We start from the raw sequence: 18,018 nt of genomic DNA, 5'->3' as shown, positions 1-18,018 counted from the left end.
TTTCAATTTGTTCGCTATCATTATGGTGAGTTTATTGTATTAACATTTTTCCTTTAAAAACTGCAGGTTTTGCCCCATTCTGTACTTCAATGGTATAGAAGTAGATTCCCGAAGCAAGATCTTTTCGCTGAAAAGTAAATTCATGATTTCCTGCTGAAGTATCAAGATCTGATTGTGTGTAAACAGTTCTTCCTGCCGTATCAAAAATTTTCAATGTTGCTTTTCCTGCACTTTCAGATAAATGATACTGAATTACCGTTTTATCCGTAAATGGATTTGGATAATTTAACAGCGCAATGGCAGTGTTTGTTTCAATATCATCAAGCCCTAAGCTTCCTTTTGAAAGGGCATAAGTCAATTCGTGTGCATCTGCATTCGAAATCATCGCCGAAACAATCTTCGTTTGAGGCGACACTTTTGCAATGGCTTGTTTTCCTGAAAGTGATTGATTCATAGCAAAACCGGCAATACTTATTTCGCCGTCACGTTCTGCAACTGAAACAGTATAACCAATAGGAGAAAGAAGTTCTTTTATTTCTGCTTTGTTACCGTCTTTTAAACGAATGTCAAATGCTGCTGTCGAAGCCAATTGATTGTCGATGTAAAGTATATGGTCTTCTATACTTAAAACAACCTCTTCATTACCTGCTAAAGCCTGTCGTTTTGTACTGGCAGAATTCTCTAGTGTTCCCGCCTGAATTTTATTAATCAGTAAAATAATATCCAGTACATTTAGGTTTTTATCCTTATTGATATCGGCTGCGCCATAATTAAAGAATTTTGGTTTCTGGCTTAAAGTGTAATTCAAAGAAGACTGAATATCCAGAATATTGACAATGCCGTCTAAATTTGAATCTCCTTCTCTGTAAGTTATGGTATAAGTGAGTACACTATTTCTTGCCGATCCTGCGATTTGTCTCAATTCCAATGTCTGATTGTTTGGAACATTCCATTCGCTTAAAATGTTAGTCAGTTTAATGCCGTCTTCAGGAACTGTCACCATTTGAAAATAGTCTTTCATTGTCATATTATACGACTGAGTGGCATTAAAAACCGAATTGGTATGATCGTAATGATTTATTTTTTGGTCTTTTAAAACCGTATTTAGATTTAAAGGCAATTCGCCCAGATTAATTTTCTGGCGATCAATTTTAAACGTCACTGCCGGTAAAAATGCAGCTTCAATTCCTTTTAGTTCATTTTCTGAAAGATCAGCCGTTTTTAGTTTGGTTACTTTTGATAAAGATTCCGGAATTGCACCCGTTAGTTTATTTTTGGCCAGATTCAGGTTTTGTAATTCCGTAAATTTTCCAATTTCAGCACTAATATTTCCGGTTAGGCTATTGTCAGGAAGATTGATCGAAACAACATGTCCGTCATTTGTTGTAACACCTTTCCATTTCTTTTCATGAAGATTGTTTGAAGAAGTATCCCAGACTTCTTTCCATCCTGTACCTCCCGCATTTTGGAAAAAGGCTACCAAAGCATCATATTCTTCAGCAATTAAGGGTGTTTCAGAGCCATCAGCAATTCCTTTAAACTGTAAATAAGTTCCTTGCGAAGTTCCGTTTTTCTGCCAAATTGCAATTTTAGCGCCGGTTGGAATACTTGCTACAGAAATATTCGGGAATGTAATCGTATTTCCTGCAACTGTTGCTTCAGAAATTTTGAAATTATTGGCCTGTAATTCAAACTGGTATTGCCCGCTATAATCCTGTTGTGTTTCGTTGTATGTTGTAATAGCAGGAAGATCCACCACTATTTCATCCCCTTTTAAATAAAGATATTCGTTCTTTACGATAACCTGCCCTCTCAGGTTTACATAGACTTTGGCTAAATCATACGTAAAAGGTTTTTCTAAAGCCTCGAAACCATTATTCGAAAGGTCAATTTGTTCTATATTTTCAAAATCATTCAAATGCCCCGGAATGGTTCCTTTGAATGTATTGCCTGCCACAGATACTTTTTTCAATCCTGAAATTCCGGATAAAACAGGTAACGTTCCCTGAAATTTATTGGATTGTAAAGTAAGGGTTTTCAGCTTGGTCAGTCTTCCTAAATCAGACGGAATTGATCCTTCAATCGCATTCAACTGCAGGTTTAAAGTCTCTAAATAAGCCAAATCAGATAACTCGGCCGGAAGTGTTCCGGATAAATTATTTCCGGATAAACTCAGCGAAACTACGTGTCCGTCTTTTGTTCCTACTCCGTACCAGCTTACTTCATGAAGTTTATTTTGTGAAATATCCCATTTTTGTGTCCATTGTGCTCCGTTTGTACTGGCGTAGAATTTTTTCAGAATTTCAAATTCTTCGTCGGTTAATGGTTTTCCAAAAACAACCTGAGTATAATTAATTGAAGTTCCCTGTGCAGTTCCGTCGTTTTGTACAATTCTAATTTGATCTGTTAGTTTAATACCAAATAAAGCAATATCCTTAAAGATCAGTTTTCCTTCACTATTAGAATAATTTGACGCTTTGTTTACCCCATTAATAAAAAGGGTAAAATGGTTCTTGTTATTAATCACACCGCCATTGGCATTAAAAAGGAACGTTGATAAAGTTGGTAAATTTATAACCAATTCATTAGCCCCCACTTCGATGGTTGGAATTGTAATGGTTTGATTAGAAAAATCAACCGTTTTTAAAAGCGGTAAATGCGTTAGGGCTTCATCTGCATCGTCAATCGTATTACTATTTAAATACAAAGTTTTTAAAGCCTGCAATTTGCTCCATGAAGAAGGAACACTACCTTTTAATTTAGTATATCGTAAGTCTAAAGATTCTAAGGATTCAAGTCCCGAAATAATTCCTAAATCGGTTGTGCTTAAATTTTTCGAATAACTTCCTCCATATAAAGAAAGGTTTTTTAAGTATTTTAAATGGGCAAAAGAGGCCGGAATTGTTCCTGAAACATTCGAATTATTGTTCAGGTTTAATCCTGTAATGTGGCCGTTTTGAATACTAACTCCGTACCAGGCACCTTCATGCAGGTTGTTTTCGGCAGTTACCCATTTATTGCTCCAGTTTGTACCATTCATGGCGTTATAAAAATCAACTAAAGCCTGGTATTCTGCATCCGGTATTTTAGGCTGGTCTACTTTTACATTGGTAAAGTAAATCCTGGAATCGTAAGAAGTTGAATTAGCACTCTCGTAATCCTGATATAAATACAGTTCATCTCCCGTTTTTAAGGTCGAAAGGTAATCTGCCGGGATTGTTATCGTTCCGTCTCCTGCAACCCTTAAATTATTTCCTACCTGATTTCCTTTTACATACAATCGAAATGGCCTTTGTGCAGAGAAGTCATTTGTTGCTTTATTGTAAAGTACTACATTGGGCAGATTGCTAACCTTTACATCATTCCCTTCGTATAGAAAATTAGGAATACTTAGGGTTTGCGAGGTCAGTTCTAAACTAACCTGACTGGACAATAATCCCTGTATAGTCGAAACTTTATTCCCCGAAAGATTTAAAGTCTGTAAAGCGGTATTTTTTTCTAAATCTTTAATCAGTATTTCGATCTGGTTCGAAGAAAGATTCAAAGTCACTAATTTACTAAGATCCCCTGTTGAAGCGGGAATTGCTTTTATCTGGTTAGAAGCAACGTTAACGGTCACTAAACTTTCCATTCCGCCAAAATCCTCAGGCAAAGCAGTAAGCGCATTGTTGTTCAAATACAAGGTGTTTAGTTTTTTTAACTTATTCCACGATGCAGGAAGGTCTCCTTTGATCCTGGTATATCTCAGATCTAAATACTCCAGAGATTCCAGTTCTGACAAAACACTTAGATCTGTTGTGCTTAAATCTTTATTGTAACCGCCACCGTAAAGTGAAAGGTTTTTTAGGTATTTTAAATCTTTTACAGATGCCGGAATAGCTCCTGAAACAGCATAGTTATTGTTTAGGTTTAGTCCGGTAATGTGGCCGTTCTCGATGCTTACCCCGTACCACGCCCCTTCATGCAGGTTGTTTGTCGTAACATCCCATTTATTGTTCCAGTTTGTTCCGTTCATTACCGTATAAAAATCAACTAATGCCTGATATTCTTCATCTGGTATTTTAGGCTGATCTACTTTTACATTAACAAAATTAACTGTTGAATAGTAAGTAACACTTCCTGTTGAGGAATCGTATTGCTGATACAAATAGAACTGATCTCCGGTTTTGATGGAAGCCAGTGAAGATGCCGGGATAATCACACTCCCATCTGCTGCTGCTGTGATATTACTTCCAATCTGGTTGCCTCCCACATAAATACCAAATGGTCTTCGGGCCGAAAAGTCATTCTTGGTTCTGTTGTAATACACCGTATTAGGCAAGGTTTGGATTTTTACATCAGCACCTGTATAAACCAATCCTTCAACATTTATGCTTTGATAATGCAACGCCAGGTTAACCTGACTGTTCAGTAATCCTGCAATGTCTGCGATACTATTGTTTGCCAGATTTAAGGTTCTCAAAGCCGCAATATTCTCCAGTTCTTTTATCAGAACAGTAATTTTATTATCGGATAAATTCAGTGTTACGAGATTGGTAAGATTGCCCGTCGATACGGGAATTGCTTTTATTTGGTTATTCGGCGCTTCAAAAGTGACCAGGCTTTCTAACGCCCCCATATCTTCCGGTAAAGCAGTCAGGGCATTGTATCCTATATAAACTGTTTTCAGCTTTTTTAGTTTGCTCCACGATGCAGGGATATCACCTTTAATTTTGGTATATCGTAAATCTAAAGATTCTAAAGATTCCAGTTCTGCAATAACATTTAAATTGGTTGTACTTAAATCTTTGTTATAACCTCCGCCATAAAGCGAAAGGTTTTTAAGGTATTTTAAATTGGAGACCGATGCCGGAATCGCGCCGGAAACATAATAATTGTTATTTAAATTAAGGCCTGTAATATGTCCGTTTTCAATGCTTACACCATACCAGGCTCCTTCATGGAGATTATTTGTGGCAACATTCCACTTATTATTCCAGTTAATTCCTCCCATTGCATTGTAGAAATCAACCAAAGCCTGATATTCTTCTTCCGGTATTTTAGGCTGGTCTACTTTTACATTTACAAAATTGACTTTTGAATAATACGAAACACTTCCTGTTGAGGAATCGTACTGCTGATACAAATAAAACTGATCTCCGGTTTTGATGGAAGCGAGATATGAGGCCGGAATGGTTATACTGCCATCTGCTTCTGCGGTAACGTTATTTCCTGTCTGGTTTCCTCCCACGTAAACTCCAAATGGTCTTCTGGCCGAAAAATCATTTTTTGTCCTGTTGTAATAAACCGTATTGGGCAAATTCTGCACTTTTACATCAGCGCCTGTATACACAAGTCCTTCGATATTCATGTTTTGATAATACAGCTGTAAATTAACAGAACTGCTAAGCAAGGCCGCAATATTTGATATGTTGTTGTTCGAAAGATTTAAATTCTTTAAGGTGGTAATATTCTCTAATTCTTTTATTAAAACCTCAACCTGATTGTCTGAAAGGTTTAGCGTCTCCAAATTTGCCAGATTGCCTATCGACGCCGGAATGGTCTTGATCTGGTTATAAGGAGCGTCTAACGTAACCAGGCTTTCCATTTCACCTAATTCTTCCGGTAATCCCGTAATGGAGTTATTATACAAACTAATTGTTTTTAGCTTTTTTAATTTGCTCCATGAAGACGGAATGGCACTTGCTATTCTGCAATATCTCATATCCAGCGTTTCTAAAGATTGTAATTCTGATAAAACGTTTAAGTCTGTTGTACTTAGGTTTTTAGAATAACTTCCTGCATAAAGCGAAAGATTTCGCAAGTATTTTAAATTCCCGAAAGAAGCCGGAATAGCACCCGAAACGCTGCTGGTATTATTAAGATTTAATCCTGTTACATGTCCGTTTTCGATACTTAAACCAGTCCAGGCACCTTCATTCAGATTGTTTTCGTTAATATCCCATTTGTTGTTCCAGTTGCTTCCGCCCATTGCATTATAAAAATCGACTAATGCCTGATATTCGATATTAGAAACAGCAGGCTGGTTTACTTTTACGCTGGTAAAATAAATACGGCTGTAATATGATACACTTCCGGTTGAGGAATCATATTGCTGATATAAGTATATTTCGTCACCATTTTTTAAAGTTGACAAGTAAGCCGAAGGAATTGTTAAACTGCCGTCTGCAGCCATGGTTACATTTGTACCTGCCTCAGTGCCCCGAACGTATACAGAGAATTGCCTTTTGGCAGAAAAATCATTTTTAGTTCGGTTGTAAGTAACCATATTAGGCAGGTTGTCTATTTTTAAATCGGTTCCTTTGTAGGTTAGATTTTCAATATTCACTGCCTGATAATACAAGCTTAGATTTACCACACCCGGCAATAAACCCACAATACTTGAAATTTTATTGTAGTTTAAATTTAACGTTCTGAGTGCTGTTAAGTTTTCTAGTTCTTTTATCAAAACCGGTATCTGATTTTCAGAAAGTTCTGCCGTTACTAAACTTTCAAGCTGACCAAATTCAGGTGATAATCCTGTAATGGCATTATTGCTTAAATTAAGGGTCTTAAGCTTTTTCAGTTTACCCCACGATGCCGGAATAATCCCTTTTAACTTGCAGTATCTCAGGTCTAATGACTCCAGAGCTTCTAATTCTGAAAAAATGCCCAGATCAGTCGTGCTTAAGTCTTTTGCATAACTGCCGCCATAAATAGAAAGGGTTTTAAGAAATTTCAGGTTTCCAAAAGAAGCCGGAATCGCACCTGTAATGTTACTCGTATTATTGAGGTTAATAGCGGTAACGTGGCCGTTTTCGACCGTTACCCCATACCAGGCCACTTCATGCAGATTGTTTTCTTTAGTATTCCATTTATTCGTCCAGTTAGATTCTCCCGTTGCTTTGTAAAAATCAACCAAAGCCTGATACTCCAAATCCGGAACAGGAATGTTAACGTTAGTATTGACTGCAAATAAAGAAAGACTGCTAAAAAGAAATAGCATTCCAATAAGTAGTTTTTTATTCATATCGTAATGTTTAATTGCCAGTATTTTAAGAAGATACCTTTTGTTAAAAAATTGCATTAAAAGTAGGAAAAGCATTTCTTTTTTTATGTTAAATAATTATCACTAAAACATAAACAATTAAAAACCAAATGATTAAAAACTAAAATTACCTGAATACAGGTAATTTTAAATCCTAATAAATACGAATTTGAAAATACCGTTTTTTTTTGAAAAAATGGGTAATGGAATGTCTACTAAAATCAAAAAGCCCTTGCGTTAACAAGGGCTTTTAATGGAAAAAGAGGAGGATTACTTTACAGAAAGCACTTCCAGTATTTTAGTATAAATTGCCGTATTTTGATATACACCCGTAAAATTCTGAGCGCCTGGCCCATAAGCAAAAACCGGAACCGGAACTGCGGTATGGTCGTTGGTACTAAAACTTCCGTGTACATAACCTTTTTCTATACTTCCGTCAATTAAGGAAAGTCCGCCTGTTTCATGATCTGCCGTAACGATTAATAATGTTTCCGGATTTTGGTCTACAAATTCCATTGCCTGCCCTACCAATTTGTCAAAATCAAGCATCTCGCGAACTACATACTCTACGTTATTCTGATGCCCGCCGTAATCGATTTGTGCCCCTTCGGCCATGATAAAAAACGGATTTTTTGTTTTAGCAAAAGTCGATGTTGTTTTGGCTAAGGATTTGGCCAAGAAATCTCCTCTTCCGTTTTTCATAGAAACTACCGCAGCATCCTCTAAAACTATAAATTTGGAATTTTTGATCGTATCAAGTGTATTGAATTTATCTGAAAAAGTATATCCCTTTTGAGTCAATAGTCGAGATAAATCCTTACCATCTTTTCTGGATGTAAATTCTTTTGTTCCTCCGCCAATTAAAATATCAGACGGATTGGATAGAAAATCTTCAGCTATTGGTTCACTGTAACCTCTTTCGGGCTGGTGCGCATAAAAACAGGCCGGTGTGGCATCTGTAATATTTCCTGCTGAAATAATTCCTGTTTTATAGCCTTTCTTCGCTAATTGTTGCGTGATTAATTCCAGTGGTTTTCCCGCTTCATCCACACTAATAAAACGGTTATTGGTTTTATGTCCCGTTGCCATTGCCGTTGCTCCGGCAGCAGAATCTGTAATGTAACTATCGGAAGATTTGGTTATAGAAAATCCCTGAGTTGGAATATTAAACAAACTCAATTGTCCTTTATTGGCCGTGTAGCCTGAATAGATCTGCGTCAAACCCATTCCGTCACCAATTAAAAGAATAACATTTTTCGGTTTCTTTTTGGCGAAAGCCGAACTATTTTTAGGAACATATGCCTGATGAAACTCGGTATTTTGGTAAAATGTAGATTTGATGTTGTTGATGAAATGTGTCAGTTCCGGAACATTATCCGTACCAATAAAATCTACTTTTAAGTTCATCAGCGTCATCCAGGTATTTACATTATCCTGTGTGGCCCAGAATCTGATTTTTTTATGCTGATCGTGTACTTTTTTGATAATTCCCTGAACCTTTTCTGAATCGGCCTGCGTCATTACACCTTTACCGTTCCAAAGGGTAATTTCTTTTAAATCTTCGCTGATCATTTCAACACGCGACAATTGATCGGGCGTATAGTTTTCGTTCAGTCTTCCGTCAAAATAAATAAATTCAGGATAGTCTTTCCAGTTTGCTGGAGAAGGCCGGTTTCCTGAAATCACCACTTTTAGGTTTTTGTTCGAAACTAAATCGGGATAGGTTTTGATTTCTTGGGCAATTAATTTTAAAGTCGCATCGGCTTCTGTTTTGATATCGATCATTAGAATCAATGGTTTGCCGCCTGGATATGCTTTACCCCCCAGACTTTTTAATTTTACCGAAAGTGGATCCAGATATTGGCTTTTAAGCGTATTCTGCTGATTAATTTCTTTAGAAGTATGCGCCACAAAGAGTTCATTATTCACTAAAAAAACATCGGCTTCGATAACGCCGGTTTCATTGGAATAGGCTTCGTAAAAAGGAAGTTTACTGGCATAATCATTATGAGAATGAATGTTGGATGAACTGTATTCCTGCGCTTGTGCAAACAGGAAAAACTGAACGCAAAAAAGGGTGATTATTTTTTTCATTGGAAAAATTGGGTTTGTTTATTGTAAATTATCTCATTTTTGTCATTTCGACGAAGGAGAAATCGCACGCGGGACTCGAAAAAGATTATGACATTCTATGAGGAATTTCTAGTGTGATTTCTCGTTCCTCGAAATGACAACATTGGGGTTACTTTCTTACTATTTCTTTAAAAGCAAACCAGTCTTTTCCTAAAAAAAGACTGGCCTGTTTTTATATCTAAAATTCATTTGTTTTTTTCATACAACTGCAAACTCCGACAAGCTTGCAGTGTAGAAAAAACAAAACAAACAAACTGAAACTACAAACTCACTACCAGCCTTTATTTTGCGTAAGCGCTCCTTTGCTCACTGCAATTTCGTCTGGTGGTATTGGCCATACATGGTGAATGGCAGGGTTAAAATTACGGGCAGGATAAATCACGGTTCCGTTATAATGGTGCAAAGGTTTTGCATAAGTTGCCTGAGCATCGCCCCAGCGTACTAAATCAAAATGACGGTCTGTCCATTCTCCGGCCAGCTCACAACGTCTTTCTCTTTTTAAATCGGCTAAAGTTGCTCCTGCAAGATCTCCAAGACCTGCACGATGACGGATCATATTGATTTCGGTATCAGCACTCAGGCCTTTCATTAATTTGGCTTCTGCCAGCATTAAAATAACATCGGCATAACGTAAAAGCGGTACGTTTAATGCTGTCGAAGGTTTATCTCCATTAGCGTTTACATAACGAATGTCGATTCCGCCAGACGTTGTTTTGGCATAACCAAACGGCTCCATGTATTTATTGAACTGATATCCGGTTCTGTTACTGGAACTTACTATATATTTTCCTTCATTAAAAGTTACCAATTCACCAAAATACATGAACTTGTCTCCTTTTTGTAAAATAGTAGCGCTGCGTCTTTTATCTGCCGGATCATAAGCATCGAACAATTCTTTGGTAGGATAAAAATTTCCCCAGCCGTTGTAAGCTCCCCAACCTTTATCTTCGAGGCAAACTCCCGGAAAAATAGAACCCAAAGAGGTGTTTTCGGCACTTGACGTTACAGACCAAATGTATTCTGAAGACCAGTTGTTTTTAATTTTAAATACATCTTCAAAATTATCCAGCAATTTATGTTTTCCGCTGTTTACAATCATATTCGCGTATTTGATCGCATTGTCCCAGTCTTTGGCATATAAATAGGTACGAACTAAATATCCCCAGGCCGCTGTTTTGTGTGCACGTCCGTAATTGTCCGGAGTTAGTTCGTTGAAATACGGCAATAAATCTGCTGCTTTCACTAAATCTGCTGCAATGTAAGCGTAGTTTTCGGCTACGTTTTTGGCTCTTGGCACGTATACATTTGCAGGGTTTTCACGATCCTGAATCGGAATTCCGGCACGGTCATCTCCGTAATGGTAAGCCAGTTCTAAATGCATTACGGCATGGTTGAAATACGCCTCTCCCAACATCATATTTTTTGTTTTATCGTCTAAGGCAATCTTCGGAATATTACGAATTACATCGTTACAACGTTTCATTACTTCGTAGTGAATTCTCCAGATATCTTTGGTATCCGATTCTGCCCCGTCTACAATAAAGTTTTTGATACGCTCTGCATTTTGTCTTGGTTTGGTCCCGATATCATCACTTGCATTGTTTAGCCAGAAAAACCCACGACCATACATATTATCATCAGAATATAAAGCATAAATGGCGTTTACTCCTGCTTTTGCATCTGCCGGAGTTTTCCAGAAATTTCCGCTCGAAGGTGCTCCTTGCGGAACCAGATCAAGTTCGCTTTCGCAAGCTGTTGTGCCTAATAAAAGCACAAAACTCAATACTAAAAGACTTAAATTTTTCATTTTATTTGTTTTATATTTTTTAAAAAGTTGCATTTACGCCTGTCATATAAATACGGGAAAGTGGATATTTTCCTAAGTCCATACCAAAGTTGTTCAATCCAACTTCAGGGTCCATTCCGGAATATTTGGTAATCGTGAAAAGGTTTTGACCTGAGATAAAGAACCTCAGTTTTGCTTTTCCGTTCATCCATTGCTCTTTTACCGTATACCCTATCGAAAGGTTTCTCAATCTTACGAAAGAAGCGTCTTCGATGTAAAAATCAGAGATTCGTCCAAAGTTGTTATTGTTGTCTGTCGATGAAAGTACCGGAATATTTGTGTTTGTATTGGTTGGCGACCATGCATTTTTAGAGTCAGCCAATAAATTATATCCAGGAAACGAAGCATTTACACCTGTATATTTTACAGCATTAAAAACACTGTTTCCAGCTGTTCCGCTCAAAAAGATATTCATATCAAAACCTTTGTACCTGAAGTTGGTATTTAAGCTGAAAGTGGTTTTAGGAAAAGGGTTTCCAAGTACTACTCTGTCACTGTTGTTGATGACACCGTCTCCGTTTACATCTTTAAATTTCATATCTCCCGCCACAGCATTTGGCTGATACACTACACCACTTGAATTGACATAGGCTTTTGCTTCGGCATTACTTTGAAACAATCCGTCTGTAGCATATCCGTAAAAAGCACCCACCGGACTTCCTACCTGATAAATATTCGCCAAAGGCAAACTACGAACCCTGCTTAAATTCAATGGTTCAAGAGAAGTTAAATCGTCTTTAATCGAAACAATTTTATTGCTTAAGAATGCTGCATTTGCCGTTATATCATATTTAAAATCCCCACGTGTTTTCTGATACGTTAAACTTGCCTCGATTCCTCTATTTTCGACATTTCCTGAGTTTACAATTCTTCCTAACGGAGTTCCTGAAACACCAGGAAGCTGATCGCGAACTAACATGTCTTTGTTGGTTTTTATATAAGCATCTACAGATCCTGTCAGGGCATTATTAAACATCGTGAAATCTAGTCCCACATTGGTTTGTTCTGAACTTTCCCATCTTAAATTAGGATTCGATAACTCACTTTCTGAATAGCCGTAGTTAATTACCGGACTTGAACCAATTAAAGCCTGAGTCTGGTTTAATGGTACACTAAACTGGTATGGTCCGAGGTTCCCTAAATTTCCAATTTGTCCCCAGCTTGCACGTAATTTTAAGTTGCTTACTATCGGGCTAATGCCTTTCATGAATTCTTCTTCAGAAACCAACCAGCCTGCAGAAACTGAAGGATAGACTTTCCAGCGGTTTTCAGAAGTCAGTTTTGAAGTTCCGTCACGACGAACAATTCCGGAAATCATATATTTTTGATTGTAATCGTAATTCAGCCTTCCGACATACGAAGAAATAATTTCTTCAGATAAGCCAGCAGCTATTTGCTGTACCAGTTTAGCATTCAATAAATAACGCTGCGATGGATCTTCGTTATCAAAACCTGTACCTTGTATGGTATAAAAATTTCTTTTGGTTTGTTGGTACGTATATCCGCCTAAAGCTTTAAAGTTATGCTTGCCTAATGATTTTTCGTAAGAAAGAGTCTGCTCACTTAACAAATCTGTTGTTGTTGAGTTTGTTAAGGTTAATCTGTTAAAATCGAATACTTTACCTGGTTCTGTAATTTTAACCGCAAAATCAGTTGCATTGTTTTGAATTCTTGTGTAACCCCAGTTTGATTTTAATTTTAATCCTGAAACAATTTCCCACTCAGCATAAGGATTGATCAAAATAGTCGAGACAGGATTTCTGTTGTCTAATCGCTTCAAATAAGCTACCGGATTGATTACGTCTCCGTAAGAACCAATGTATTTTTCAGGCACACCACCAAATTGTCCGGAACCATCTTCCCTGTAAATTGTTGCATTTGGCGGATAAAAAATAGCGGCTAAAATAGCGCCTGTATAACCACTGGTTGTGTTTGCTGCCTGACCATCTGTTAAGGAATACGACATATTTTCTCCTAAAGTAAAGTTGGGTGCCAGTTTAAAAGAGGAGTTGGCCCTTGCTGTATATCTTGTTCCGAAAGTATTCAATAAAATACCTTCGTTTTTTCTATAACTTCCTGATAAAAAGAAATTAGATTTCTCTGTTTTTCCGTTTACAGAAATAGACAAATCCTGAATTTCGCCTGTACGGAAAATTTCATCCATCCAGTTTGTTTTGGTCGTTCTTGCCGTTGGTTCAAAGGCAGGATCAAAAGCAGGAATTCTGGGCATTCCGGCGTTATCTCTGGCAGTGTTCATGGCATCTGCATATTCCGCAGCATTTAGAACATCCAGTTTTTTAGCCACACTCTGGAAACCTCCCTGGTAATTAACATTGACATTGATACGGTCTGAAACTCCTTTTTTAGACGTAATTAAAATTACACCTCCGGAAGCCCTAGCGCCATAAATGGCTGCTGAAGCCGCATCTTTTAGCACACTAATCGATGCAATATCATTTGGGTTTAAAGTATTTAAGGAACCGCTGTAGATAATTCCGTCTAAAACAATAAGGGGCGTTTCAGCATTCAAAGAACCAATACCACGAATGTTGATTGTTGGTTCCGCCGTTGGGTCTCCACCATTATTAATTACCGTAACACCGGCAACTGTACCCTGCAATAATTCGGCTGCACTATTGTAAGTTCTGCTGGAAGTTTCTTTCATAGAAACCGTTCCTACAGCTCCTAAAACTTCGTTCTTTTTTACTGAACCATATCCCATCACAACCACTTCCTGCAGCTGTTTCATATCGGCTAATAGTTTAACGCTGATGTTTTTATCGGACTGCGTTACTTTTACTTGCTGTGTCACGTATCCTACGTACGAAAAAACAAGGATCGCTTCAGATGAATTGATTTCTATCTTGAAAGTTCCGTCAAAATCTGTCGTAGCGGTGGCATCAGAATCTTTGTCTTTGATACCAACACCCGGCAATGGCATTCCGTCATCGCCTCCAAAAACAGTCCCTGAAATGCTTATTTTTCCCTGATTGGCATCGGCTACTTTCTGATTTTTTTTGATGACGATATTGTTGCTTACAATTTCATATTTCAGGAAAAAGTTGCTGCATATTTTATCTAATGCCTGTTCCAGGGTTACGTTATTCAGTTTCAGGCTAATTTTCTGATTGGTATTGACCTGATTGGTTTCGTACATAAAATGTACATCTGCTTGTTTTTCGATTTTCTGAAAAACATTTTTTATACTTTCATTTTCTACTTTTAAAGTTACTCGCTTGCCGATGTTAACGCTTCCTGCTTTTGCTATTAATCCGATAAAAAATAAAGCAGCAAAAAAGAGCGCTTTAGTCAGTACGGATTTTTTAATGCTCTGACAGTTTACAACATACCGCATTTGTTTTTGATTCATGATTGTGTTTTTTTTAATTGTTTTTGGATTATTTACAGGCTTCTACGTAGATATTTTATTAATTTGATTTTTAAGTACTTATGATTGATTGTTTGATTATTTTAACACATAGGGACATGGCTTTTCTTTGCCGGTAAAAGGCGTTTCACTTGTTGAAATTCACATAACTTTGTGGAATTTGTTTGCATATACATGTGGCAGATTACTTCGCTTTTTTATATCGCTATGATTATCAGACTTTTAATTTTTAATTCTCAATTTTTAATTCTTTTATTCTCTGTTAAAGATTTTTGACATTTATCTTACTGTATGATATAAGTGCCTGATTCGATTTTATAATTGGCATTGATGATATTACATACCAGAGCCACTACCTGATTTACAGGCAATTCTTTAAAATAGGCGCTGATTTTTAGATTGTTGAGATTTTTATTTTCAATCTGAATCGCCACATTGTAATTCCGGTTTATGGTCGCGATAACTTCGGGCAAAGGAGCATCTTCAAAAACAATTATATTTTTCCGCCATAGTGAAATAGAATTCATGGGAATATCTGTAAAAGCCTGAAGTTTATTGTTTTGTGATTTAAAAACTACTTTCTGCCCCGGTGTTACAAATACATTTTCTTCTGTAACGGTCGATTTTACATTTACTCTTCCGGTTAAGACGGAGACTTCTTGTGTGGCATGATCCGGATAGGCCTGAACATTAAAACTGGTTCCTAATACTTTGGTGTCCATTTTATCGGTATGAATAATAAAAGGATGTTCTTTGTCTTTGGCTACATCAAAAAATGCTTCTCCGCATAAATATACTTCTCGTGTTCTTCCTTTAAACGCGGTGGGATATTTTAACTGACTTCCTGCATTTAACCATATTTGTGTTCCGTCACTCAACGTTATTTTGGCATGTTCTCCTAATTTGGTTGTGTATTCTTTAGAAACGGTTTGCACAAATGACAGGTAAAAGAAAGTCGATACTCCCAATAAAAAGAATAGTGAAGCTGCTATTGCCCAATTGCTGTGAAAAAGAAAAATAACTTTATTGGATTGCTTAATTTGTCTGATTTCTCTTTTTAGTGCCGAACGATCGGATTCGATAATAATAGTATTGTCTATTATTGCTTCGGGATGATCATACCAGTTATTCCATAATTCTTCTCCTTTTGCAGAAGGTTGCCCTTCTAAAAAAAGTTGTATATCTTGATGTAATTTTTCAGGCATTATAATTTGTTTATCTCTTTAATAGTATGTCTCAGGAAAGTTAATTTTAGGTAGGCGGATAAGGTTACGCTTTTGTTAAGAAAAGAAATCTTCCCGTGCTGTAAAGTCTCCTAATAATTAAACTCGCCCAGATAGTTTCGCATAAATTTCAGGGCGTAGGCAATATGATACTTTACGGTTTCGTGCGACACATTAAGTTCTTCGGCTATCTCTTTGTTAGTATAATGTTTGATGCGACTCAGAATAAAAACTTCTTTGGCTTTTTTAGGAAGTAATAAAGTGGCTTTGTCTACTGCCTGTTGCAATTCCTGGTAATAAATAGAATCTTCGGTGGCATTGTTGCTGTTGTGATCATTACTGCTTCGGTCAGCGACTTCCTTTATATACTGATCTGTAATAGTATGGGATTTTATATAGTCTAAAGTCACATATCGCACAGAAGTATAGATATAGGCCGAAAATTTCTTTTGAATGACTAAAGTCTTTCGGCGTTCCCAAATGGTGGTGAAAACCTCCTGAACAATTTCTTCAGAAACAGGAACCGATTTCATTCGCGCATATACAAAGCGAACCAACAGATCCCGATACCGAAAATACAATTCATCAAATGCTTTGTCTTTGCCTTGTTTTAATAACTCGACAAGTTGTTCATCAGTAAACGCTTTATACATAATACAGCTTTTTTGTACTTTTTAGCGAAAGAACGATGATGGCTAAAGCTTCAATTCTGATTCTTTTTTTGCGATGTATCCTTAATTTTAAAAATGACATATACTACACTGTTTTGTTTTATAATATGTCTCCAAAATTAGAAATGTGGGTAGGTCGATAAGGTTACGTTTACATTAATAAAACAGCAGGATTATGAAACATTGTATTAACATTTAGCAGGCTCATGTTATCAGGATATTTGGAATATCATTTTCCGATTACAAAAATGACAGCTGGTCATCAGGAAATTGGCTACTTTTATTGCCAACCTCATCAAAGCCATCATGATCGTTATTGGGTTTCTTTTTATGTTTCGTGTTATTGGTCTTACCGGAGTGGCGCAAAGTATTTTGTCTGGTGCCGTATTGGGTTAAAACAGACTTAAAAGTTACAGATGGCAAACATCGTTCTGAAATTGTAATTAAAGTGGCCGAAATATTGCACGAAAATGGATTTACGGTCAAGTAAAACAAAAAGATAACTTGCTGATAATAATGAAATTATTTAAGTTAATATTATAATATAACCATTGCTGTAATGTCTAAATTTGTTGGTATCATTTATACCGGATAATTATGACTACTTCAAATCACAAAAACAATATATCAAGTGCGAGAACTTCAGAGAAAAAATCTCAGCTAAAAGTTTCATCGTCAAGAGGCAACGAAAAATCTACTATTGAAATAAAGAAAACAGTAAAAAAATAAGCACTAAAACAAAATGTATTAGTGCTTATTTTTTTTTTTGTAGTTGAGCTACTGACCGGTTTCTTTATGCGGTGCATCAACAGGCTTAGATTGTGATGAGCCCATTTGACGCAAAAAATTGAAAAGATAACAATAGCAAAAACCGAGAGAAATTCGCTTTGCCAGTTTTGAAAAGATTCAAACCAAAATCTTGAATCGCCTATATAGTCAGATGCTTTTTCTAACGGCATTCCCTTTAAGGACAATTGCTCGTTCTCGTCTTTTAAACTTCCGTAGAAATGAGCAACAAACGAAAGCAAAAACAACAACAGCAAAGCAATCGTTAAGGAATGTTTGTAGAGCGCTAAGATCAATCCTCCTTTTTTAACAGGCCAGGGCGCATCTTTTCTATTCGCCGAAGGTTCTCTGTCGACTTCCTCCTCTTTGTCAAAATCTTTAGATTCCGAAGAGCCTTTTTGCTGTAGAAAAATGGTTAGCACCACCAGAAGTCCCATTTGTAAAAACTCACTTTCCCAATTTTCAAAAGTAGATTCCAGAAAATGGCCTGTGGTAAAATAAGATGCCATGGTAATAGGCGAAATGCCATTTTCTACCAATTCTTTGTTATGCTCTTCAAATCCAAAAATAATTTGTCCTCCAAATGCACCCATAAATAACAAGAAGAAACAAATCGAAAGCCCGTTGTTGCGTATAAAAGTTTTCATAATTCATTTTCATTTTTAAATACATCATTTCTCAATGCAGTGCAGCTTATTTTATAGCATACCACTTTACTGTTTGTCTGCCAACGAAAGTTGTGATTCCATAAATTTTCCTGTCACAATAGTGCCTTCTTCATCTTCCCATTGGGTTAAGACATTCTCTATCAAATCGGGCTCAAAGCCTATAACTTTCATTACCTGATTGCCAAATTCCTGTTGCACTTTCTGCCCTTTCTTAAACATCGCTTTCATCATAATTATTTTTAAGGTGATTTTATTCTGTTCCTGATAACCACAATA

8 protein-coding genes and 1 pseudogene are annotated in these 18,018 nt (G+C 36.8%); all 9 read right to left on the bottom strand.

Annotation, left to right across the window (positions count from 1 at the left end; all coding sequences use genetic code 11):
• Positions 1 to 31: 31 nt before the first annotated feature.
• Complete coding sequence (locus tag ACHRWY_RS21400; RefSeq protein ID WP_395357399.1) at positions 32 to 7,009, bottom strand: leucine-rich repeat domain-containing protein; 6,978 nt, start codon at positions 7,007 to 7,009, stop codon at positions 32 to 34.
• Between the two features lie 288 nt (positions 7,010 to 7,297).
• Positions 7,298 to 9,121 carry an alkaline phosphatase gene (locus ACHRWY_RS21395; RefSeq protein ID WP_395357397.1) on the bottom strand — a complete coding sequence of 608 codons (1,824 nt, stop codon included), beginning with the start codon at positions 9,119 to 9,121 and terminating at the stop codon, positions 7,298 to 7,300.
• 310 nt (positions 9,122 to 9,431) lie between these two features.
• On the bottom strand, positions 9,432 to 10,967 hold the full coding sequence (locus tag ACHRWY_RS21390) for a RagB/SusD family nutrient uptake outer membrane protein (RefSeq protein WP_395357396.1): 1,536 nt from the start codon (positions 10,965 to 10,967) through the stop codon (positions 9,432 to 9,434).
• 19 nt (positions 10,968 to 10,986) lie between these two features.
• Entirely contained in the window at positions 10,987 to 14,376 is a 3,390-nt protein-coding gene (locus tag ACHRWY_RS21385; protein ID WP_395357395.1) for a SusC/RagA family TonB-linked outer membrane protein, read from the bottom strand.
• Between the two features lie 302 nt (positions 14,377 to 14,678).
• Positions 14,679 to 15,599 carry a FecR family protein gene (locus tag ACHRWY_RS21380; RefSeq protein ID WP_395357393.1) on the bottom strand — a complete coding sequence of 307 codons (921 nt, stop codon included), beginning with the start codon at positions 15,597 to 15,599 and terminating at the stop codon, positions 14,679 to 14,681.
• A 110-nt stretch (positions 15,600 to 15,709) separates the two neighbouring features.
• Positions 15,710 to 16,270: an RNA polymerase sigma-70 factor gene (locus ACHRWY_RS21375; protein WP_395357392.1), complete on the bottom strand. Its 561-nt coding sequence runs from the start codon at positions 16,268 to 16,270 to the stop codon at positions 15,710 to 15,712.
• Positions 16,271 to 16,528: 258 nt separating this feature from the next.
• Positions 16,529 to 16,783: a hypothetical protein gene (locus ACHRWY_RS21370; protein ID WP_395357391.1), complete on the bottom strand. Its 255-nt coding sequence runs from the start codon at positions 16,781 to 16,783 to the stop codon at positions 16,529 to 16,531.
• A 282-nt stretch (positions 16,784 to 17,065) separates the two neighbouring features.
• Positions 17,066 to 17,667 (bottom strand): annotated as a pseudogene (locus ACHRWY_RS21365) (DUF6766 family protein).
• Positions 17,668 to 17,787: 120 nt separating this feature from the next.
• On the bottom strand, positions 17,788 to 17,973 hold the full coding sequence (locus tag ACHRWY_RS21360; protein ID WP_395357389.1) for a hypothetical protein: 186 nt from the start codon (positions 17,971 to 17,973) through the stop codon (positions 17,788 to 17,790).
• Positions 17,974 to 18,018: the final 45 nt, after the last annotated feature.

It is taken from the genome of Flavobacterium sp. FlaQc-48, from assembly GCF_044007335.1.
GTDB lineage: Bacteria > Bacteroidota > Bacteroidia > Flavobacteriales > Flavobacteriaceae > Flavobacterium.
The sequence above is the reverse complement of the archived record's forward strand: the minus strand, read 5'-3'. Positions and strand labels throughout refer to the sequence as shown.